The organism is Rhodanobacter sp. UC4443_H10 (assembly GCF_052978325.1).
The window spans coordinates 1320085-1341965 of sequence record NZ_CM129668.1 but is presented as its reverse complement, the minus strand read 5'-3'; the positions used below and the strand labels follow the sequence as shown (position 1 = coordinate 1341965).

Annotated in this window: 17 protein-coding genes; all 17 read left to right on the top strand. The window is 69.1% G+C overall.

Annotation, left to right across the window (positions count from 1 at the left end):
* The first annotated feature begins 2 nt into the window (after window positions 1-2).
* Complete coding sequence (locus tag ACVCMB_RS06430; RefSeq protein WP_395119594.1) at window positions 3-377, top strand: hypothetical protein; 375 nt, start codon at window positions 3-5, stop codon at window positions 375-377.
* Between the two features lie 206 nt (window positions 378-583).
* On the top strand, window positions 584-2812 hold the full coding sequence (locus tag ACVCMB_RS06425; RefSeq protein WP_447106447.1) for a polysaccharide biosynthesis tyrosine autokinase: 2229 nt from the start codon (window positions 584-586) through the stop codon (window positions 2810-2812).
* On the top strand, window positions 2809-4068 hold the full coding sequence (locus ACVCMB_RS06420; RefSeq protein ID WP_447106446.1) for a phosphotransferase family protein: 1260 nt from the start codon (window positions 2809-2811) through the stop codon (window positions 4066-4068). Before ACVCMB_RS06425 ends, ACVCMB_RS06420 begins: the two co-directional genes overlap by 4 nt.
* Before the next feature lie 29 nt (window positions 4069-4097).
* Window positions 4098-5456 carry a lipopolysaccharide biosynthesis protein gene (locus ACVCMB_RS06415; RefSeq protein WP_447106445.1) on the top strand — a complete coding sequence of 453 codons (1359 nt, stop codon included), beginning with the start codon at window positions 4098-4100 and terminating at the stop codon, window positions 5454-5456.
* Window positions 5453-7756 (top strand): glycosyltransferase, encoded by a 2304-nt coding sequence (locus ACVCMB_RS06410; RefSeq protein WP_447106444.1) that lies wholly within the window; start codon window positions 5453-5455, stop codon window positions 7754-7756. The genes ACVCMB_RS06415 and ACVCMB_RS06410 overlap by 4 nt, the downstream gene beginning before the upstream one ends.
* Window positions 7753-8994: an O-antigen ligase family protein gene (locus ACVCMB_RS06405; RefSeq protein WP_447106443.1), complete on the top strand. Its 1242-nt coding sequence runs from the start codon at window positions 7753-7755 to the stop codon at window positions 8992-8994. The genes ACVCMB_RS06410 and ACVCMB_RS06405 overlap by 4 nt, the downstream gene beginning before the upstream one ends.
* A complete protein-coding gene (locus ACVCMB_RS06400; RefSeq protein WP_447106442.1) occupies window positions 8991-10130 on the top strand; it encodes a glycosyltransferase family 4 protein in 1140 nt (379 codons plus the stop codon). The genes ACVCMB_RS06405 and ACVCMB_RS06400 overlap by 4 nt, the downstream gene beginning before the upstream one ends.
* The gene (asnB, locus tag ACVCMB_RS06395; protein ID WP_447106441.1) at window positions 10118-12157 is read left to right on the top strand and encodes an asparagine synthase (glutamine-hydrolyzing); all 2040 of its coding nucleotides are present in this window, start codon (window positions 10118-10120) and stop codon (window positions 12155-12157) included. The genes ACVCMB_RS06400 and asnB overlap by 13 nt, the downstream gene beginning before the upstream one ends.
* 22 nt (window positions 12158-12179) lie before the next feature.
* Window positions 12180-13085, top strand: a complete 906-nt coding sequence (locus ACVCMB_RS06390; protein WP_447106440.1) for a hypothetical protein — start codon at window positions 12180-12182, stop codon at window positions 13083-13085.
* Window positions 13018-13797, top strand: coding sequence for a class I SAM-dependent methyltransferase (locus tag ACVCMB_RS06385; protein WP_447110591.1), 780 nt, complete (start codon window positions 13018-13020; stop codon window positions 13795-13797). The genes ACVCMB_RS06390 and ACVCMB_RS06385 overlap by 68 nt, the downstream gene beginning before the upstream one ends.
* Window positions 13794-14909, top strand: a complete 1116-nt coding sequence (locus ACVCMB_RS06380; protein WP_447106438.1) for a hypothetical protein — start codon at window positions 13794-13796, stop codon at window positions 14907-14909. The genes ACVCMB_RS06385 and ACVCMB_RS06380 overlap by 4 nt, the downstream gene beginning before the upstream one ends.
* Window positions 14910-14927: 18 nt before the next feature.
* On the top strand, window positions 14928-16097 hold the full coding sequence (locus ACVCMB_RS06375) for a glycosyltransferase family 4 protein (protein ID WP_447098443.1): 1170 nt from the start codon (window positions 14928-14930) through the stop codon (window positions 16095-16097).
* A 277-nt stretch (window positions 16098-16374) separates the two neighbouring features.
* A complete protein-coding gene (locus ACVCMB_RS06370; protein ID WP_395119582.1) occupies window positions 16375-16611 on the top strand; it encodes a hypothetical protein in 237 nt (78 codons plus the stop codon).
* 108 nt (window positions 16612-16719) lie between these two features.
* The gene (locus tag ACVCMB_RS06365) at window positions 16720-17229 is read left to right on the top strand and encodes a CinA family protein (protein ID WP_395119581.1); all 510 of its coding nucleotides are present in this window, start codon (window positions 16720-16722) and stop codon (window positions 17227-17229) included.
* A gap of 157 nt (window positions 17230-17386) precedes the next feature.
* Entirely contained in the window at window positions 17387-18424 is a 1038-nt protein-coding gene (gene recA, locus ACVCMB_RS06360) for a recombinase RecA (RefSeq protein WP_395119580.1), read from the top strand.
* Between the two features lie 235 nt (window positions 18425-18659).
* Complete coding sequence (locus tag ACVCMB_RS06355) at window positions 18660-19157, top strand: regulatory protein RecX (protein ID WP_395119579.1); 498 nt, start codon at window positions 18660-18662, stop codon at window positions 19155-19157.
* 79 nt (window positions 19158-19236) lie between these two features.
* Window positions 19237-21864, top strand: a complete 2628-nt coding sequence (gene alaS, locus ACVCMB_RS06350) for an alanine--tRNA ligase (protein WP_447106436.1) — start codon at window positions 19237-19239, stop codon at window positions 21862-21864.
* The last annotated feature ends 17 nt before the right edge of the window (window positions 21865-21881 follow it).

Sequence of the window (21881 nt, the reverse complement as noted above, 5' to 3'; positions counted from 1 at the left end):
GCATGGATTTATTGGATGTTCATTCACATGTCCCGGCAGTGAACCATTTCATCGGCATTTCACGTTTCAGTGCCGATGTCCGGGTTGACAATTCCGGCGCGCCGCGCGCAAATGCTTCCTTCGACAACGGCGCATTGCGTCATGTGGCTCTACCGTTCACGCCGGCCCTCGCGAGGCGGCGTGCCGCAAGAAATTGCGCTGCGGCCGCGGCGAAAGCCGGTATCCATGGCCTGAATCCGATCGCCTCGAGGCCTCGTGCGGCAGCGAAGGATGGAGGCGGCAAAACTCCGGTGGGTGCGGCGGATATTCGGCGCGATGGCGCGTCGCATTTTGTTTCGATGGTGAGTGATCGATGCGCCAACTTGGCTGATTCATGAATGACGTGAATATCCGTTTCAAACCGGAATGTCTTCTGCATGAAATGCATGAGTAGATAATGGTTTCATATGGAACATTCACATTTTCAAGGTCCACTGTGGATGCGCCCGGGTAATCGCGTCGCCGATGCCGGCGAATGCCGGTTCCCGGGCATGGCCGTCCGCCGTGGCGTCCGCGTATCCAGCTTCGTTCCGGAGAGAGCCCCGTGAAAGCCATCAGTGGTCCCGCGATCCAGATCCAGCCCGACGACGAGATCGATCCCCGTGCCTTGGTGGGCACCTTGCTGGACCACAAATGGCTCATCATCAAGGCGACCCTGGGCGCCCTGGCGATCGGGCTCGCCTACCTGCTGGTGGCGACGCCGCAGTACGAGGCCAAGGCGATGGTGCAGGTGGAGCAGGCGCCGAGCTTGCCCGGATTGAACCTGGGCACGCAGCAAAGCAGCCCGTCGAGCCCCGCGGCGGCGGACGCCAAGGCGATCCTCACCGCGCAATCGGTGGTCGGCGAGGCGGTGCGCAACCTGCATCTCTATATCGACACCAGTCCCTATCGCGTGCCGGTGATCGGCGGTCTGGTCGCCCGGTTGCACGACCTGACCTCGGGCAACGAGGTCAACGCGCCCTGGTTCGGGCTGAACGGGTACGGATGGGGCGGCGCGCACCTGGACATGCCGCAGCTGAACGTGCCCGACCGGTTGCTGGGGGAGGACATGACACTGACCGCCGGCCCGGACGGCAGCTATGTGCTCACCGAGGACAGCGAGGTGCCGTTCTCGCCGGGGATGCAGTTGCTGCAGGGCCATGTCGGACGCGTGTCGAGCGGGTCGGGCGTGACCATGCTGGTCAAGAGCATGCGCGCCAACCCCGGCATGCGCTTCCACGTGGTGCGCAACGACGAGGTGACCACGATCGCCGGCATCCAGCAGGCGATCTCGACCAGCCAGCCGGTGCAGGGCTCCAACATCATCTCGCTGGCCTATGACAGCGCCGATCCGCACCAGGCGGTCAAGGTGCTCGAGCACGTGGTCAGCGCGTTCCTCGCGCAGAACGTGGGGCGCAATTCGGCCCAGGCATCCAGCAGCCTGAAGTTCGTGCAGCAGCAACTGCCCGACGTCAAGAAGAAGCTGGCCGACGCCCAGGCCGCGCTGGCCGCGTTCCAGCTCAAGGCCCATTCGGTGGATGTGCCGATGCAGACGCAGACGCTGCTGAGCGAGATGGCCACGATCAACAACAACATCGACCAGCTCAACATCCAGAAGGCGGAGGTGCAGCGCCTGTACACGCCGCAGCATCCGGCCTACAAGGCGATCATGCAGCAGATCGGGCAGCTCCAGGCGCAGCGCGCCGCGATCGACAAGCGGATGACCACGTTCCCCGACACGCAGCGCCAACTGCTGCGCCTGACCGGCGACGTGCAAGTGCTCAACAACACCTATACCGGGCTGCTCAACGAGGCGCAGCAACTCGAACTTGCGCAGGCGGGCACGGTGGGCACCGCGCGCGTGGTGGATGCGCCTTCGGTCGACATCACCCACCCGGCCAAGCCGCGCAAGCTGCTCACCCTGATGGGCTGCGCCTTTCTCGGCGGGTTCCTGGCGGTGGCGTACATTTTCTTGCAGCAGATGTTCCGGCGCGGCCTGGAAGACCCCGCCGAGATCGAACAGCTCGGCGTGGAGGTGTATTCCGCGATTCCGTTGAGCGAGCAGCAGATCGAGCTGTCGCAGCATCGTCGGCGCCTGCTCGGCAAGGGGCGCTCCGCGCTGCTGGCGCTGGCGGCCCCCGACGACGTGGCGTCCGAGGCCATGCGCAGCCTGCGCACCAGCATGCGCTTCACCCAGCTCGGCGCCAGCGACAACCGCTTGATGGTCTGCGGCTCCAGCTCGCAGGCAGGCAAGACCTTCGTCTCGTCCAACCTCGCGGCGGTCAATGCGCAGGCGGGCCTGCGCGTGTTGCTGATCGACGCCAACATGCGCGATGGCGACCTGCACCAGGTACTCGGCGTGCGCGCGGACGGCGGCCTGTCCGAGCTGCTGGCCGGCGAGCTGGAGGTGGCTGAAGCCATCCGCCCGATCACCGGCCTGGGCGGCGAGCTGGATTTCATCCCGCGCGGCAGCAAGCCGTCCAATCCGTCGGAGCTGCTGATGCAGCCGTACTTCGGCGCGCTGCTGCGGCGGCTTTCGCCGGCCTATGACCTGGTGGTGATCGACAGCCCGCCGATCCTGGCGGTGACCGACGCGGCCATCATCGGCCATCACGTGGGCACCAGCCTGCTGGTGGTGCGCTACGGGCTCAACCAGTCGCGCGAGGTCGAGCTGGCCATACAGCGCTTCCGCCAGGCTGGCGTGTCGATCAAGGGCGTGGTGTTCAACGGCATGGAGAAGCGAAGCAACGGCTTTTCCACCTACGGGTTCCTCGGATACGGCTTTGCCCAATGATCCGCGCCGAGATCAGCGACTTGGCTGAGCCGGTGCCGCGGCCGTCGAACCGCGACGGGTCCGGCTCGCGCCGTCGGCCGGGTTTCGGCGCGGATACGTCTTTCCGCGCGGCGGTGCGGGAGATGGAGGCGGTCGGCCTGCGCGTGCGCACGCAGCCGCATGCCGGCTCCGCGCCGTACGGCGTGTTGTCCGGCCGCACCGGTTCGCGCTTCTTCCTGCTGCCGCTGCGTCCGCGTGCGGTCAGCACCGGTGCGCTGGCCCTGGTGCAGCCGGTGCGGTGGGTGCCGCGCGCGGTCAAGGGCGTGGCCAGCGTCGGCGCGCGGCTGGGACTGGGGCCGCTGTTGCCGCACAAGGTGCATGTTTCCGGGGTGGGCGACCTGGCGCGCATGGCGGATGCCGGTGCCCGCCACGGTGCCTTCCTGACCGGCACGCCCGGCCCGCATCGCAAGCTGAGCGTGCAGCTGATGGACGACGCCGGCCACATTCGCGCCTACGCGAAGGTGTCGCTCGTGCCGGCGGTGCAGGTGCTGCTTCAGCGCGAAGCGCAGGTGTTGCGCCTGCTTGCGGCGATGGACCTGCGCTCGGCGTGGCTGCCCTGCGTGTTGCGCAGTGAAGTGCGCGGCGGCACCGCGATCCTCGCCACCGATGCGGTGCGGACACCTGCCGCCCGCTGCCTGACCGACCTCGATGCCTTGCACCTGGATTTCCTGCAGGAACTCGCTGCGCGCACGGCGTCGTCATGGGCTCGCAGCGGAGCCTCGCTGCTGGACGAATGGAGCGCACGCCTTGCGCAACTAGGTGACGCTCTGGCGCCGCCGTGGCGACAACGCCTGGATCGCGCGATGGCGGTGCTGGCGGCGGAGCCGTCGCTGATCGCATCCCGCGGCCTGGCCCATGGCGACTTCACGCCGGTCAACTGCTTCCGGCAGGACAGCCGCCTGTGCGTCTTCGACTGGGAATACGCCGGCGCCGCGTATCCGGCCGACCACGACCTGATCTGCCTGCTCGACGCGGTGGCGCGGCTGGGCGGCGATGCGCCGGCCGCGCGGGCGCAGGGCCTCGAACAACGGTTGATGGGCGAGCTGGGACGCTCGCGCAACGAAGCCAATCGACGCCTGATCGCCTTCCACTGCGTGCACGCGCTGCGCAGCCTGGAGCGGCAGCCGTCGCAGGCGGATACCGGCTTGGACTGGTACGGCGCCGACGAGGCCGCGCACACGCTCGATGCGCTGCTGGCGCGGGCGTCCGCCTCGTGAGCGCGTCCAGGGATGCCTCGGTGGAAGCCATGAATGACACCGCCGCCGCCCGCACGATCGGCTCGCTGCCGGCACTGCACGCGTCCAGCTTGCAGCTGCTCAAGCGCGGCGCCTCCGGTGCGTTCCTCGTCACCGTCGGCGGCACCGGGCTGAGCTTTCTGGCCAACCTGGTGATGGCGCGGGTCATCGGGCGGCACGAGTTCGGCGTCTACGCGCTGATGTTCAGCTGGGTCAGCGTGCTGGCGGTGATCGCGCAGGCCGGCCAGGACATCAGCATGATCCGGTTGCTGCCGTCCTATATCCGCGAGGGCGCGTGGGGCAAGGTGCACGGCCTGCGGCGGGGCGTGGGCATGATCGTGCTGGCCACCAGCTGCTGCATCGCGCTGGGCGGCTGCGTGGTGGTGCACGTGCTCGGCGCGAATCAGAGTGCGAGCTGGCGGCACACCTTCTACATCGGCTTCGCGATGCTGCCGGTGTTGACCCAGCTGCAGCAGAGCGGGGCGTTGCACCGGGCGTTCAAGCGACCGGTGGTCAGCGGGCTGTACCAGACGCTGGGGCGTCCGCTGCTGCTGATCGTGTTGCTGGGCGTGCTGGTGTTGAGCGTGCGCGAGATCGACGCGCCGTGGGCGGCGGCGGCGTCGCTGGCAGCCGCGGCGCTGGCGCTGGCCGGCTCGGCGCGGCACCTGCAGCGCAGCTGGCCCGAGCAGGGCAGGGCGGCGGCGCCCGCGTACGAGATCCGCCGCTGGCTGGTCGTCGGCTCGCAGATGTCGATGCTGTCGATCATCGTGGTTTCCGGCAGCCGTCTGGACGTGCTCATCCTGGGCGCGCTGATGGGTCCTGGCGACGTCGGCCCGTATTACGCCGCGGTGCGCATGGCCGGCTTTGCGCTGTTCGCCCAGAGCGCGGCCAACGTGGTGCTCGCGCCGATGATCGCCGAGCGCTACGACGCGCACGACATGGGCGGCCTGCAGCTGGTGGCCACCCGCGCTGCGCGTTTCTCCTTCGCCGGCGCGCTCGCCGTGAGCCTGGGCTTCGGCGTCGCCGGGCACTGGTTGCTGGGGCTGTTCGGCCCGGGCTTCGACGCGGCCTATGTGCCGTTGCTGATCCTGCTGTGCGGCTACTGCGCCACCACCTCGCTGGGTGAGGTCGGCTTCATGTTGTCGATGACCAGGTTCCAGCGGCGGGCCTCGATGCTGGTGCTGGTGGGCGTGGCCGCCAATGCGGCGGTGGCATGGCTGCTGGTGCCCAGCCTCGGCGCGACCGGCGCGGCGATCGGCGCAGTGGCGTCGCTGCTGGTCTGGCGCGCCCTGGCGTGGCGCGCGGTGCGCGCGCGACTGGGCATCGATCCGTCGATCTTCGGCGTACCGGCAAAGGGGGTGCCGCGATGAGGGTGGCGCTGGTCATTCCGACAATGGGCGGCGGCGGCGCCGAGCGCGTGATGGCCACGCTGGCCAATGCGTGGGTGGCCGACGGCGCGGCCGTGACCCTGATCACGCTGGCGCGCAGCCATGGCGACAAGTACCCGCTGCACGCGGCGGTGCAGCGGGTGGGGCTGGACGTGGCGGCGCCCTCGCCGCATGCGTTGGTGGCGCTGCGCAGCAATGTGCTGCGGCTGCGCGCGCTGCGCCATGCGCTGCGCGCGGCGCGGCCCGATGTCATCGTCAGCTTCACCACTACCACCAACCTGATGGTGGTGCTTGCCGTCACCGGCTGGCGCGTGCCGGTGATCGTTTCGGAGCGGGTGTTCGTCGCGGCGCATCCGCCGCGGGCGCCCTGGCGGCTCCTGTACCGCGTGCTCTGCCGTCGCGCCGCCGCCGTGGTGGCGCAGACGCGCCGCGGCGCCGACGACCTGGAGGCGCGCCTGCAACGTCCGGTCGAGGTGATCCCCAACCCGGTGCGCGAGCTGCCGCTGGCCGGCGCGCCTCGGACCCCGCGCGGGCCAGGGCGCATCGTGCTGGCGTCCGGCCGGCTGGAGGCGCAGAAGGGTTTCGACATCCTGATCGGCGCCTGGGCCACGCTCGCCGCGACGCACCCGCACTGGCGCCTGCGCATCACCGGCGAAGGCTCGATGCGTGCGGCGCTGAGCGAACAGATCGACCGGCTCGGCCTCGGCGCCAGCGTGGAGCTGGCCGGGTTCGACGACGACCTCGCCGGCGCGATGCGCGAGGCCGACATCTTCGTGCTCTCCTCGCGTTTCGAGGGCATGCCCAATGTGCTGCTGGAGGCGATGTCGCTGGGCCTGGCCTGCGTCAGCACCGATTGCGAGACCGGCCCGCGCGAGATCATCGAGCACGGCAGCAACGGCTGGCTGGTGCCGGTGGCCGATGCGCCCGCGCTGGCCGCCGGGCTCGGCACGCTGATGCACGACGAGGCGCTGCGGCGGCGCCTTGGCGCACGCGCCATCGAGGTGCGCCACACCCATTCGCTGGCCTCGGTGTTCGCCCGCTGGCAGTCGCTGGTGACGCGCGTGGTGGCGCAGTGCCCGGTGCGCGTGCGCGCAACTGTGCCGTCGAACGGCGCGGACGACGCGCGCAAGCCGCGCGTGCTGTTCCTGATCCGTTCGCTCGGCCGTGGCGGCGCCGAGCGGCAGCTGGCGACGCTGGCGATCGGCCTGCGCCGCGACGGCTGGGAGGTGGCGGTGGCCTGCTTCTACGCCGGCGGCCCGTTCCAGCACGAGCTGGAGCGCGGCGGCGTGCCGATCATCGACCTGCACAAGCGCGGGCGCTGGGACGTGGCCGGTTTCCTGTGGCGCCTGGCGCGCGCCTTGCGCGGGTACCGGCCGGACATCGTGCACGGCTACCTCACCGTCGGCAATCTGCTGTCGCTGTTCGCGCCGCTGGCCAGCCCGGGTTCGCGCGTGGTCTGGGGCGTGCGCTCCTCGTTCATCGACCGGCAGCGCTACGACTGGATGTCGCGCGCCACCTTTGCGCTGAGTTGCCGCATGGCGCGCCGCGCGGACCGGATCATCTTCAACTCCCGCGCCGGCTCCACGCTGCATGGCGCGCAGGGTTATCCCGCCGACCGGCTGGTGGTGATCGCCAACGGCATCGACACCGGACACTTCCGCTTCGACGCGGCCTCGCGCGCGCGGATGCGGCGCGCGTGGGAGGTGCCCGACACTGCGCTGCTGGTGGGGCTGGTCGGGCGGCTCGATCCGATGAAGGACCACCCGACCTTCCTGCAGGCGATCGCGGGGCTGGCGGACGATGCGCGCTGGCGTTTCGTCTGCGTCGGCGGCGGCGATGCGGGTTACGCCGAGCAACTGCAGGCACTGGCGCGCGGGCTGGGGCTGGCCGAGCGCCTGGTCTGGGCCGGCCCGTGCGAGGACATGGCCGCGGCCTACAGCGCGATCGACATCCTGGCGTCCTCCTCGCGCGGCGAAGGCTTTCCGAACGTGGTCGCCGAGGCGATGGCGTGCGGACGGCCGTGCGTGGTCACCGACGTCGGCGATTCGGCAGATCTGGTGGGGGACACCGGCATCGTCGTGCCGGCCGGCGACCCGGTGGCGCTGCGCGACGGCATCGCGCGGATGCGTGAGCGGATGGCGCGCGATCCGTTCGCGGCGGCGCACGCTGCACGCGCGCGCGTCGTCGACCAGTTCAGCACTGCGCGGCTGGTCGGCCATTCGGAGCGCGTGCTGGAAGAGGTGCATCGTCGCCACTGCACGCTGGGCGGGGCGACGTCGTGAACGCCCGCTTCCTGCCGCGCACGCCGGTGGACCTCCTGTTGGCAGCCTTCGTGCTGTGGTTCGGCAGCGATGCCAGCGATTTCCTGTTCACCACGCGCGGCCTCAAGCCGCTCTATTCCTACGTGGCGGTGATCGGCTTTGCCGCCTTCTATGCGGTGGCCCAGGGCGCGGCGGCGCAGTCGCTGGCCATCCTGCGCGACGGCGGCACGCGTCGCTTCGTCATCTGGCTGCTGCTCTACATCGTGTATGGCGTGCTGATCTTCCTGCAGTCCTCGCAGAGCCATACCGCGTTGCAGGCGCTGATCACGCTGATCGAGATGGCGGCGATCGGCATGGCGTTCGCCACGCTGATGGTGCATCCGCGGCGGTTGCACATGCTGGGCGGGATGTTCCTGCTGCTGGCCCTGTTCGCCGCCGGCATGAACCTGCTCGATTTCATCCATCCGCGGTTCTCCAACGTGCCCGGGCGCGCGGCCGGGCTGTACATCAACCCCAACGTGGCCGGCTATGCGCTCGCGCTGGTGATGTTGTGCGGCATGGACAGCGTGCCGGCGCGCTTGCGCTGGCTGTTCGTGCTGGTCTGCGGCGTCGGCGTGCTGGTCACGTTCTCGCGATCGGCGTGGATCATGTGGGGCGTGGCGCTGATCTGGCTGGGCCGGCACGATCGCACGCACGGCGCGAAGTGGAAGCTCGCCGTGATGACGCTGTCCACGCTGGCCGGCATCGGCATCCTGCTGTCCCTGTTCAGCGGCGAGCTGGGCGAACTGCTGGCCGGCACGTCGTTCGCCCGCTATCTCGATCCGAACACGCTGGCGCGCATGGGCGTGGGCGGCTCCTCGCTGTCGGGCGATTCGGCTGCCACCCGCATGGACCTGGTCTGGTTCTCGCTGCACGAGGCGGCGCGGAGCCCGCTGTTCGGGCATGGCAGCGGCTATGTCTACGAGTGGGCGTTTCCGGTCGGGCCGCACGACATGTACCTGCGTTTCCTGGTCGAGGGCGGCGTGTTCGGGCTGGCTTTCTACCTGGCCTTGCTGGTCGTGTTGTGGCGGGCCACGTCGGGGCTGCAGCGCGTGCTGGTGTTGCAACTGGTGATCGCCAGCTTCTTCTCGCACAACCTGCTGGAAAGCCCGACGATCATCCTCGTCATCAGCTTCATGCTTGCGCGGCAGGCGCTGGAGAAACGCGAGCTCGCGGTGACGCGGTGGTTGGCGTCGCCCCGCGTGGGGGTGCCGGCGTGAAGATCTGCCACGTCATCACCGGGTTGAACGCCGGCGGCGCCGAGATCGCGCTGTGTCGCCTGCTCGAATCATTGCCCGCCCCGGCGTACCGGCATGCGGTGGTGGTGCTGGGCGGCGAGGGGACGCTGAGCGCGCGCCTGGCCGAATCTGCCCGGGTGCACCACATGGGCATCCGGCCCGGCCGCGCCGGCCCCGGCGACGTGATGCGGCTGCGGCGATTGCTGGCGCACGAGTCGGCCGACCTGGTCCATGCCTGGATGTACCACGCGCACCTGCTCACCTCGCTGGCGCTGTGGGGGCAGTCCGTGCCGCACCTGTGGAGCGTGCACCATTCACTGACCGACCTGGCCACCGACAAGCCGCTGACGCGCGTGGTGATCCGCCTCAACGCGGTGTTCTCGACGCGGCCCAGCTGCGTGCTGTATGCCTCCCAGCTCAGCGCCTCGCAGCACGAGGACTACGGCTTCAGCCGCTTGCGCACGGTGGTGATTCCCAACGGTTACGACACCGGCGTGCTGGTGCCGGACCCGGCGGCGCGCGCGCGCATCCGCGAGGAGCTGGCGGTGCCGGGCGATGGCCTGGTGATCGGCATGGTGGCGCGCGTGCATCCGACCAAGGATCACGGCAACTTCCTGCACGCAGCGAAGCTGTTCCGGGAAAGCCATCCCGACAGCGTGTTCGTGCTGGTCGGCGACGGCGCGACCGCCGCGAATGCGGAACTCGCCAGCCAGGTCGACGCCTTGCAATTGCGCACCCATGTGCGCCTGCTCGGCCGGCGCCAGGACATCCCCGCGATCAACGCGGCGTTCGACATCGCCACCCTGGCCTCGCGCGGCGAGGCCTTCCCCAATGCGGTGGCCGAGGCGATGGCCTGCGGCGTGCCGTGCGTGGCCACCGACGTGGGCGATGTGCCGCTGATCGTGGCCGACACCGGTGTGGTGGTGCCGGCGCGCGATTCCGCCGCGCTCTGCGCCGGCTGGGCCAGCCTGGCCGCGCTGTCGCCGCGCGAGCGGCACCAACTGGGTCTGCGCGCGCGCCAGCGCATCGTCGACAACTACACGGCCAGGCTGCGCACGCGGCGTTACGCCGATCTGTATTCGTCCATCGTGCAGGAGCGACAAGCATGTGCGGAATAGCCGGCTTCTGGGATGCCTCCCACGCCTTCACCGCCGAAGACGGCGGCGCCATCGTGCGGCGCATGACCGACGCGCTGAGCCATCGCGGCCCGGACGACGACGGCCATTTCCAGGATGCCGCGGCAGGCGTGGCGCTCGGCCATCGGCGTCTTTCGGTGATCGACCCGACACCGGGTGGCCACCAGCCGATGACTTCGGCCAGTGGACGCTACGTGATCGTGTTCAACGGCGAGGTCTACAACCATCACCGCCTGCGCCGCGAGCTGACGCCGCTCGGCGCGACGTTCCGCGGGCACTCGGACACGGAGGTGATGCTGGCGGCGATCGAGCAATGGGGGCTGGAAGCGGCGGTCAGGCGCTTCGTGGGCATGTTCGCTTTCGCGTTGTGGGATCGCCGCGAGCGCACGCTCGCCCTGGTGCGCGACCGGCTCGGCATCAAGCCGCTCTATTACGGCTGGGTGGGTTCGCTGTTCGTGTTCGGCTCCGAGCTGAAGGCGCTGCGGCGCTGCCCGCGGTTCGCCAACCCGGTCGACCGCGACGCGCTGTGCCTGCTGCTGCGGCACAACTACATCGGCGCACCGCACGCCATCTACCGGGGCATCCGCAAGCTGCTGCCGGGCACCTGGCTGAGCGTGGACCAGGGGATGGCCGCCTCGCGCGTCGACGCGTCGACGCTCGCCACGCGGGCGCAAGTCTACTGGTCGGCCCGCGAGGTCGCGCAGGCCGGCGTGGCCGATCGCCTGCACCTGTCCGACGCCGCGGCCGCCGACGAGCTGGAGAAACTCCTGCTCGACGCGGTCGGCCTGCGCATGGAGGCCGACGTGCCGCTGGGCGCGTTCCTCTCCGGCGGCGTGGATTCCTCGCTGGTGGTGGCGCTGATGCAGGCGCAGTCGATGCGGCCGGTGCAGACCTTCTCCATCGGCTTCCACGAGAAGGGCTACGACGAAGCGGGTTACGCCCGCGCCGTGGCCGAACACCTTGGCACCGAGCACCACGAGTTGTACGTGACCGCGCGCGACGCGCTGGACGTGGTGCCGAAGTTGCCGTCGATGTTCGACGAGCCGTTCTCCGATTCCTCGCAGATACCGACCTACCTGCTGTCGCGGCTGGCCCGGCGCCAGGTGACGGTGAGTCTCTCCGGTGACGGCGGCGATGAGTTGTTCGGCGGTTACGAGCGCTATTTCAAGGCGCGCGCGATCGAGCGCGGCCTGGACTGGATACCGGCGGGGTTGCAGCGGCGGCTCGCGCGCTCGCTGTCGCATCGCGCCGGTTTCTACGAGTCGCTGCTCGCCGGCGCCAATCGCTGCGTACCGGCGCGCATCCGCCTGAAGCGGCCGCGCTCCAAGATCGGCGTGCTCGCCAGCATGCTCGACGCCGGGCCACAGGAGCAGCGCTATCGCCTGCTGATGTCGCATTTGCGCGATCCCGCTCGCGTGGTGCTGCACGGCGAGGAGCCGCCGACCGGGCTGAGCCACCCCGAGCTGGGGCCGCAGGTGCGGGAGGTGTTCGAGCGGATGATGTACAGCGACCTGGTCAGCTACCTGCCGGGCGACGTGCTGACCAAGGTCGATCGCGCCAGCATGGCGGTGAGCCTGGAGGCGCGCGTGCCGCTGCTGGATCACCGCGTGGCCGAGTTCGCCTGGCGCGTGCCGATGCGGCAGAAAGTGCGCGGCGGCGAGGGCAAGTGGCTGTTGCGCCAGGTGCTGTACCGGCACGTGCCGCGCGCGCTGATTGACCGCCCCAAGAAGGGCTTCGGCGTGCCGATGGGCGAGTGGCTGCGCGGGCCGCTGCGCGAGTGGGCCGAAGCGCTGCTGGAACCGGCACGGTTGCGCGAGGAGGGTTACTTCGAACCCGAATACGTGCGCGCGATGTTCGTCGACCACCTGGCGGGGCGGGTGCAGGAGGGCGGCCGGCTGTGGGACGTGCTGATGTTCCAGGCCTGGCTGCGGGAAACCCGGCAGCCGGACGCGCACCCGCGCGATGCGGTCGCGAACGCGTGCGGCTCGCACGCGCCGGCGGGCTTTTGACGTGGCATGGCGAGCTGACGACATGAACGGACAGAACACAGCGTCCGAACGGGTGCCGCCGACCGGCTCCGCGGGGTGGCTCGCCGAGCTTGCCTTCACGCCACGCAAGGAATCCTGGGTGGCCTCGTCGGCGGACCGCTTCTACAAGATATTCCGCCGCAGCGACGACCCGCTGCGCGACTGGCTGGACCCGACGTGCATGGAAAAGGCCGGCCGCGAGTACGCCGACGCGCTGCTGCTGCGGGAGCTGAGCGAACACGTCTGCACGCCGTTGCGGCTCGACCATGCATGCGTGGTCTATCCGCGACTCTCCGGGCCAGACCTGCGCCCGATGCTGCAGCAGAAGCACGGTGCCTTCGGCGCGCGGCATCGAGCGCAAGCCTTGCGCAAGGCGATGGTGGTGCTGGCGCAATTGCATCGCGCGCGCTCGAATCCGGCCGGCTACCCGGCCAAGGACTACCTGCACGACGGCTACCTGGTGCCCGACGCGGAGGTCGCACGGCGCATTGGCGAACGCGAGCGCACGCTCTTCATCGGCGGTTTCGAAGTGCGCAATTTCCGCTACGACGAGGAGCGCGAGGACTGGTTGTTCTTCGACCCGCAGCACGTCTACCTCGGCATGCCGGAGGACGACGTGGCGCGGTTCGTGATCTCCCTGCTGATGATCAACTGGGGGCAGGGCGGCGGCGTCACGCTGTGGCAGGGATTCGACGTGGAGGACCTGCTCGCCGCCTACGAGGATGCCGCCGGCTTCCTGCTCGACGGCACCCTGCTCACTTATTTCCTGCGCGAGACGATCGCCATGCGTCGACATTTTGCGCAGAAGGCGCTGCGCAACATGGCGGGCGCCAGGCGGGTCATTGGCCGACCGTATCTGGCCGGCTATTTCATGCAACTCAACCACTGGGCCGCAAACCATGAATTTTGACTATGAGCGCGATACCCGCGGCTTCTATCAGAACGACGATACGGCGCGGCGTTACCACCAGATGTTCATGTCGCCGAAAGGGTGGCGCAATCTTCCCTCGCGGCTGGTCGCGCGACGCGAGCGGCGAGCCATCGAAACCCTGCTCGACCAGGTGCCGCACCGCACCGCGCTGGACCTGCCGGCCGGCACCGGCAAGCTCGCCGGCATCTTCGCCGCGCGGGGTACGCGCGTGGTGGCCTCGGACATCTCCGCCAGCATGCTGAAACTGGCCGAGGCCGAATACGCTCGCGCCGGCTGCACCGATGCGCGCTTCCAGGTGGAGGACGCGACCGACCTGGCGCGCTTCCGCGAAGGGTCGTTCGACGTGGTGGTGTGCCTGCGGCTGATGCACCGCGTGCCTTCGGGTCTGCGCCGGCGGATGCTGCGCGAGTTCGCCCGGATCGCGCCTTGCACCATCGTCTCGTACGGGATCGAAACCGGTTTCCACAAGAAACGGCGTGAACTGCGCGCGGCGGTGTTCGGCGGCGGGCGGGACCCGCTGTGCTTCTGCAGCGTCCGGCAGGCGCATGCCGAGCTGTCAGCGGATTTCGAGGTGCTCCGGCAAATATGGATCGCGCCTGCGCTGTCGCAGGAGATGGTGTTCCTGTTGCGCTCCCGGCGCGGCCGGGCCGGCGTGTTCGGCGCAGCCGACGCACCGGGTTCCACGCCATGAGGGGGGTGCATGCGTCGCCGCGCGCAACGCGGGCGTTGCTCGGCGCGGTCGCGCTGCTGCTGTTCGCAGCCAGGCCCGTCAGCGCAGGCTGCCCGAAACTGCTGATGTTCGACGGCACCAATTTCCACACCCAGGCGACCGACGGGCAGGCTGCCTATTGGGGCGACACGGTCGGCGTGCAGGGATTCTTCGTCAACCGCGTCATGGCCTCCTGGCAGGACGATGTCGGCACCCGCACGGACAGCAAGTTGTGGCGGCAACTGGGCCTGTTCCAGTCCGTCTATGCCCGCCACGGCGTGACCGACAACTTCATCAAGGTGGCGTTGTACAAGCCGATCGACTGGCATGACCCGGATGGGTTGAAACAGGTGGTGCGGAACTTCTCGCACGCCGCGGCGCTGGCGCGGCATGCAGGGCTCAAGGGCATCGCGATCGACCTGGAGCCGTACGAGCCGACCTGGGTCGACAGCGGCGAACTGTCCGCCACCGTGCAGGCCGAGGCAAGCGCGATCGCCGAGGCCATGCGGGCGGCCTATCCGCAGATGACCCTGGTCGTCATCAAGGACGCGCTTCACCAGAACTATCCGCGCACGCCGCTCGACGAACTGGTCTCGAAGTTCGGCACCGATCCGGGCCCCTCGCGTCATTTCTGGCATGGCGGCTATGCGCTGGCCATCCCGTTCCTGCACGGGTTGCTGTCGGCGAACTGGGCGCATGTGGTGATTGCGACCGAAGTCACCTACGACGGCTCGGACATGGCCACGCCGGTACGCCAGACGCAGCGCAACTACGACGTCTTCATGGGCGCCGAACAGGCCAGTCGCAGCGGCCTCAGCGTGGCTCCCGGACTGTGGCCGCTGGGGCATTCCTACACCGACAAGTCCGCCCGCGATACGCCGCAGGCATTCGCCGAGCACCTGCGGTCCGCCTACAGCGCGGCGGAAGACTACGTGTGGATCTACGGCTACGGCAGCGCGTGGCAGGCCGACGGCCCCTATGGCGGCGCGCCGGTCACCGCCGACTTTCCGCAGTACACCGCCGCCATCCATGCGATGCGCGCGTCCTGCACGGCGAGCGCTGCCGACCCGCTGGCGCAAAGGCAGGCACACTGAGGAGGCTCGATACCCACCGTGAAGATCGTCTTTTTCGCCAACACCGACTGGTACCTCTACAACTTCCGCCGCTCATTGGCGCTGGCCGCGCAGTCCAGCGGCTACGAGGTGCTGCTGGTGTCGCCGTCCGGCGCGTACGGCGAGCGGCTGCGCGGCCTTGGCCTGCGCTGGCAGCCGCTGGCAGGGATGGATCGGCGCAGCCTGAATCCCGCCCGCGAACTGCAACTGCTGGCGAGCCTGGTGCGGCTGTTCCGGCGCGAGCGCCCGGCGCTGATGCATGGCTTCACGATCAAGTGCGCGGTGTACGGCTCGCTTGCCGCGCAGCTCGCCGGCGTGCCGGCGCGGGTGAATGCGGTGGCCGGGCTGGGCTACGTGTTCGCCAGCAACGACCGCAAGGCGCGCTGCCTGCGGCCGATGGTGCGCGCGGCGCTGCGTCTGGCCATGCGCGGGCGGCGCACGCGGCTGATCCTGCAGAATCCGGACGACGAGATGATGTTTCGGCAATCGGGCCTGATCGGTGCCGATCGCATCGACCTGATCCCGGGCTCGGGTGTGGACTGCACGCGGTTCAGTCCGCGCGCGAACGCAGACGGTCCGCGCAGGCCGCAACCGTGCGTTTTGCTGGCCGCGCGACTGCTGTGGGACAAGGGGGTGGCCGAATACGTCGAGGCGGCGCGCCTGCTGCGTGGGGCCGGCCGCCGCATCCGCTTCCTGCTCGCCGGCATGCCCGATCGGGGCAATCCGGCGGCGGTGCCGGAAGCCACGCTGCAACAGTGGGTGGAGGAGGGCGTGATCGAGTGGCTGGGGCACGTGGACGACACCAGCGAGCTGTTCCGTTCGGTGGACATCGTGGCGCTGCCCACGTACTACCGCGAAGGCCTGCCGAAATCGCTGATCGAGGCCGCCGCCTGCGCGCGACCGCTGATCACCACCGACATGCCGGGCTGCCGCGAGGTAGTGACGAACGAGGTCGATGGCCTGCTGATTCCGCCGCATGACGCCGCCGCGTTGGCGCGCGCCATCGCCCGCCTGGTCGATGCGCCCGAACTGGCCGCCCGCCTGGGCGCCGCCGCGCGGGCCAAGGTACTGGCGAATTTCGACGAACGCCTCGTCATCGAACGCACACTGGCGGTATACCGCGAACTGCTGCAGCCCGACCGCATGGCGCACGCCGCCGCCGTCGACTGACGGCTCGCCTGATCCCTGCGCGGGGTATCGGCTGCGCGCAGATGACCCGCTGCGCGCGTCGGATTTCGCGGCGCGGTGCGCTTGCGCAACCGGCAGGGTGACCGTCATCAGGGGAGACGTGCACGCGCGCACGGTGGTCATGGCCTGGAATGTGCTTGAATCCCCTGCAGGCTCTGCCGAGCCGGCCATCCGTCGCGCCACCGGACGGGTGAGCGACCATTCCATGTCCACAAGCGACGCCACGCGTCCGCGATTGCTGCAACCGGGAACCATACCGATGACCCTCACCAGTCTTGGCATCCTGCTCATTGTCAACGGCGTGCTGCTGTGGGCCATCATGGCCGCGCTTCACCGTCACACGGTGGCGCTGAAAAACCTGCAACTGCAGATGGAAACCCTGCTTGGCCGACACGGCGCCGACGCGGGCGGCGAGATTCCGGCAGTCCGCCCCCGGGATGCCGGAAAGCCGCCGTCCCGGTCGCGGCCCGAGTCGGTGGACTCCTCGACACGCTGAATGGCTCGCGCCGACGTGCGACTCGCCGTCTTGGCGTGGTCGCGCGGAACGGGTAGAACGGTGCCGTTCGCGCGTGGCGACGACCACGCCCCATCCCCGGAGCCCCGTATGGATATGCCGTCCGTTCCCACCGATGCCGAACTGCTGGCGCTGGCCGGTGAGGTGGCCGTGGAAGTGCAGCGCTGCCGCTTGATGCTGGTCACGGCCGAATCCTGCAGCGGCGGCTGGATCGCCAAGACGCTGACCGACCTGCCGGGCAGTTCGGCCTGGTTCGACGCCGGCGTGGTCACCTACAGCTACGAGGCCAAGGAGGCCCTGCTCGGGGTCAACCCGCGCACGCTGGAGCATGCCGGCGCGGTCAGCGAAGAGACCGTGCTGGAGATGGTGGCCGGCGCGCTGGCGCGCTTCGGTGCCGGCGTGGCGGTAGCGGTGACCGGCATCGCCGGCCCGACCGGCGGCATGCCGGGCAAACCCGTCGGTACGGTCTGGATCGGCTGGAAACGCCGCGGCGGTTACGCCCATGCGCGGATGTTCCATTTTTCCGGCGATCGCGAGGCCGTGCGCCGGCAAACCGTGGCGGCGGCGCTCGAAGGCTTGCGGAAAACCCTGACGGAATGAGGCGCCGCGCGCTGCCGGACCGGCTTGACGAGTGTGGGATACTGCACGTTCCGATCATGGCCCGTTGCCGCGCGCGGCCGAGCCCGCATGATCGCAACCCGTGAGATTCGATCCGGGCATCATGCCTCCCACTCACCGCCCAACCGGAATACCAACGATGGATGACAACAAGCGCAAGGCGCTCACCTCCGCCCTCGGCCAGATCGAGAAGCAGTTCGGCAAGGGCGCCGTGATGCGGATGGGTGACCGCGTCAACGAGGCGATCGAGACGGTTTCCACCGGTTCGCTGGGCCTGGACATCGCGTTGGGCGTCGGCGGCCTGCCGCGCGGCCGCGTAGTCGAGATCTACGGCCCGGAGTCCTCCGGCAAGACCACCATGACCCTGCAGGCCATCGCCAGCTGCCAGCGCGCCGGCGGCACTGCCGCGTTCATCGATGCCGAGCACGCGCTCGATCCGACCTACGCGGAAAAGCTCGGCGTCAAGGTCGACGACCTGCTGGTGTCGCAGCCCGACACCGGCGAGCAGGCGCTGGAAATCGCCGACATGCTGGTGCGCTCGGGCGCGGTGGACATGGTGGTGGTCGACTCGGTCGCCGCGCTCACCCCGAAGGCGGAAATCGAGGGCGAAATGGGCGACTCCCACGTCGGCCTGCACGCGCGCCTGATGAGCCAGGCGCTGCGCAAGCTCACCGCCAACATCAAGAAGTCCGGCTGCCTGGTGATCTTCATCAACCAGATCCGCATGAAGATCGGCGTGATGTTCGGCAGCCCCGAGACCACCACCGGCGGCAACGCGCTGAAGTTCTACGCCTCGGTGCGCCTGGACATCCGCCGCATCGGCGCGGTGAAGAAGGGCGACGAGATCATCGGCTCGGAAACCCGCGTCAAGGTGGTCAAGAACAAGGTGGCGCCGCCGTTCCGCCAGTGCGAATTCGAAATCCTGTACGGCGAGGGCACCTCGCGCGAAGGCGAGATCATCGAGCTGGGCGTGGCGCAGAACCTGATCGACAAGTCCGGCGCCTGGTACAGCTACAACGGCGACCGCATCGGCCAGGGCAAGGAGAACGTGCGCCAGTTCCTGCGCGACAACCCGGCCATCGCCAACGAGATCGACAAGCAGCTGCGCGAACGCCTGCTGGTGCCGGTGGGCAAGGCGGCCGCGGCCGGTCCCGAAGAGGCGCTCGAGGAAGCGTGAGCCGTGATGGTTGACGTTCCGTTGCATGCGCATGGCCCGGCTCGCCCGGGCCATGCGCGTTTTGGCCAGGTGCCGTATCTCGGCGCGACGATGCATGTCTTCCCGGTCGGTCCGCCCGGGCGTGGATCCGCAGGATCGGCGTCGAAGGGTCGCCCTTCGGCTTCGCCACGCCACGCCCAGGCAGAACGGCGGGGGAAATTTGCCCGTACCCGGTATGCGTTCGCATGGCCATGACATGAACAAGCGTCCTGGCGCGGGCAACCCGACCAAACCCCAACGCAGCGCCTACGAGAAGGCGCTGGGCCTGCTCGCCCGCCGCGAGCATTCGCGCAAGGAACTGAAGACCAAGCTGCGCCAGGGCGGCTACGAGGGCGAGGAAACCGCTGCGGCGCTGGATCGTTTGGGCGAGCAGCACTACCAGGACGACGACCGCTTCGCCGAAGTGCTGCTGCGCAGCCGGATTGCCCAGGGCTACGGACCCATGCGCCTGCGCCAGGAGCTGAAAAGCCACGGCCTGGCCGACGCCCGCATCCGCGAGTTGCTGGACGCGGCGGAGGTCGACTGGGACGCGTCGGCCGCCGCCCAACTGCGCCGACGCTACGGCAAGACAGGCGCCAACGACCCCGCCGAACGCGCCCGCCGGGCACAGTTCCTCTTGCGCCGCGGCTTTGCCGCCGCCACAGTACGACGTGTTACCCACGCCGAAGTGGACGACGCCGACGATCTTCCCTGACATCCATCGCCACCCGGCGGTGGAGGAGCGATTGGCGCCAAGCCGGTGTGACCCCCTGCCGCCAGCCACCGCGATCCGCATGAAAACCTCCGAAATCCGTTCCGCCTTCCTCGACTTCTTCCGCGCCCGGGGCCACGCCATCGTGCCGTCCAGTTCACTGGTGCCGGCCAGCGACCCGACCTTGATGTTCACCAACTCCGGCATGGTGCAGTTCAAGAATGTGTTCCTCGGCAGCGAGAAACCCGGCTACGTGCGCGCGGCCGACGTGCAGCGCTGCCTGCGCGCCGGCGGCAAGCACAACGATCTGGACCAGGTCGGCTACACCGCGCGCCACCACACGTTCTTCGAGATGCTCGGCAACTGGTCGTTCGGCGATTACTTCAAGCATGAGGCGATCGGCTGGGCGTGGGAGCTGCTGACCCAGGTGTTCAAGCTGCCGCCGGAGCGGCTCACCGTCACCGTCTACCACACCGACGACGAGGCTTTCGCGATCTGGCGCGACGAGATCGGCGTGCCGGTCGAGCGCATCATCCGCATCGGTGACAACAAGGGCGCGCCGTTTGCCTCCGACAATTTCTGGCAGATGGCCGACACCGGCCCGTGCGGCCCGTGCACCGAGATCTTCTACGACCACGGCGCGCACATCGCCGGTGGTCCGCCCGGTTCGCCGGATGAGGACGGCGACCGCTACATCGAAATCTGGAACCTGGTGTTCATGCAGTTCGACCGCGCCCCCGACGGTACGCTGAGCCCGCTGCCGGCGCCGTGCGTGGATACCGGCATGGGCCTGGAGCGGCTTGCCGCGATCCTGCAGCACGTGCATTCCAATTACGAGATCGACCTGTTCGCGCACCTGATCCGCGTCGCCGGCGAACTCACCGGCACGCCCGACCTGGCCAACAAGTCGCTGCGCGTGATTGCCGACCACATCCGCGCCTGTTCCTTCCTGATCGTCGACGGCGTGCTGCCGTCCAACGAGGGGCGCGGCTACGTGCTGCGCCGGATCATCCGCCGCGCGCTGCGGCACGGCTGGATGCTCGGCGTGCGCGGCGACTTCTTCTGGAAGATGGTGGCGCCGCTGGTGGAGGAGATGGGCGAGGCCTATCCGGAGCTGAAAGAGAAACAGGCCATCGTCGAGGATGCGTTGCGCACCGAGGAGCAGCGTTTCGGCGAAACGCTGGAACACGGCATGCGGCTGTTCGACGAGGCCGCGGCGAAGTCCGGCAAGACCATCCCGGGCGCCGAGGCGTTCCGCCTCTACGACACGTACGGTTTCCCGGTCGACCTCACCGCCGACATCGCACGCGAGCGCGGCCTCGACGTCGACATGGCCGGCTTCGAGCAGGCCATGAACGAGCAGCGCGAACGCGCCCGCGCCGCCGGCAAGTTCGAGGCGAGGGGACAGATGCCGGCCGAGCTGGCCAGCCAACTGCCGCCTACCGTGTTCCTCGGCTACGAGGCCTTGGAAGACCGCGGCGGCAAGGTGCTTGGCATCGTGCGCGGCGGTCGCCATGTCGACCGGCTGGGCGAGGGCGAGGAAGGATTGCTGATCCTGGATCGCACGCCGTTCTACGCCGAATCCGGCGGCCAGGTCGGCGACACCGGCACGTTGTCCGGCACGTCCGGCTGTTTCGCGGTCGACGACACCTTGAAGATGGGCGGCGTGTTCTTCGGCCACGCCGGCCACTGGCACGGCACGCAACCGCTGCGCAGCGGCGACCTGCTCGACGCCCAGGTGGATCCCGCGCGCCGCCAGGCGATCGTGCTCAACCACTCGGCCACGCATCTGCTGCATGCGGCGCTGCGCGAGGTGCTCGGCACCCACGTCACCCAGAAGGGCTCGCTGGTGGCGCCGGAGCGCCTGCGTTTCGATTTCTCGCACCCCAAGCCAGTGAGCCACGGGGAATTGGCTCGCGTCGAGTCGATGGTCAACGCCGAGGTGCGCCGCAACGCGGCCGCCGAGGTGCACCGCATGGGTTACGACGAGGCGATCGCCACTGGTGCCATGGCACTCTTCGGCGAAAAGTACGGCGATGAAGTGCGCGTGCTGAAGATGGGCGACTTTTCCACCGAACTCTGCGGCGGCACGCACGTCAACCGCACCGGCGACATCGGCCTGTTCAAGATCGTCGGCGAATCCGGCGTCGCCTCCGGCGTGCGTCGCATCGAGGCGGTCACCGGCGACGGTGCGCTCGCGCATGTCGCCGAGGAGGAGCGCCGCCTCGCCGATCTCTCCCGTCTGCTCTCCAGCAGCGGCGACGACGCCGTGGAAAAACTGCGCCAGTTGTTCGATCGCCAGAAGAAACTCGAGCGCGAACTGGATTCGCTGCGCAGCAAGGCCGCCGGTTCCGTCACTGCCGACCTGACTGCCTCGGCTGCAGACGTCGACGGCATCAAGGTGGTCGCTGCGCGCCTGGAAGGGTTCGACGCAAAGTCGCTGCGCGACAGCGTCGACCAGCTCAAGCAGCAGCTCGGCGATTGCGTGGTGCTGCTGGCCGGGGCTGCCGACGGCAAGGTCGCGCTGATCGCCGGTGTACACGGCAAGGCGCTGGGCCGGATCAAGGCCGGTGACGTGGTCGCCCATGTCGCGGCGAAGATCGGTGGCAAGGGCGGCGGTCGACCCGACATGGCCCAGGGCGGCGGTTCCGACAGCGCCGACTTGCCGGCGATCCTGGCGGGTCTTGCCGACTGGGTTTCCTCGCGTTGATTCGGCTTAACGACTGC

Bases quoted from the DNA above. Each gene is read 5' to 3' on its own strand.
- alaS (WP_447106436.1), top strand. From the start codon at position 19,237: ATGAAAACCTCCGAAATCCGTTCCGCCTTCCTCGACTTCTTCCGCGCC.
- ACVCMB_RS06430 (WP_395119594.1), top strand. From the start codon at position 3: ATGGATTTATTGGATGTTCATTCACATGTCCCGGCAGTGAACCATTTC.
- recA (WP_395119580.1), top strand. From the start codon at position 17,387: ATGGATGACAACAAGCGCAAGGCGCTCACCTCCGCCCTCGGCCAGATC.
- ACVCMB_RS06410 (WP_447106444.1), top strand. From the start codon at position 5,453: ATGAGGGTGGCGCTGGTCATTCCGACAATGGGCGGCGGCGGCGCCGAG.
- ACVCMB_RS06390 (WP_447106440.1), top strand. From the start codon at position 12,180: ATGAACGGACAGAACACAGCGTCCGAACGGGTGCCGCCGACCGGCTCC.
- asnB (WP_447106441.1), top strand. From the start codon at position 10,118: ATGTGCGGAATAGCCGGCTTCTGGGATGCCTCCCACGCCTTCACCGCC.
- ACVCMB_RS06370 (WP_395119582.1), top strand. From the start codon at position 16,375: ATGACCCTCACCAGTCTTGGCATCCTGCTCATTGTCAACGGCGTGCTG.
- ACVCMB_RS06420 (WP_447106446.1), top strand. From the start codon at position 2,809: ATGATCCGCGCCGAGATCAGCGACTTGGCTGAGCCGGTGCCGCGGCCG.
- ACVCMB_RS06355 (WP_395119579.1), top strand. From the start codon at position 18,660: ATGAACAAGCGTCCTGGCGCGGGCAACCCGACCAAACCCCAACGCAGC.
- ACVCMB_RS06415 (WP_447106445.1), top strand. From the start codon at position 4,098: ATGAATGACACCGCCGCCGCCCGCACGATCGGCTCGCTGCCGGCACTG.
- ACVCMB_RS06365 (WP_395119581.1), top strand. From the start codon at position 16,720: ATGGATATGCCGTCCGTTCCCACCGATGCCGAACTGCTGGCGCTGGCC.
- ACVCMB_RS06380 (WP_447106438.1), top strand. From the start codon at position 13,794: ATGAGGGGGGTGCATGCGTCGCCGCGCGCAACGCGGGCGTTGCTCGGC.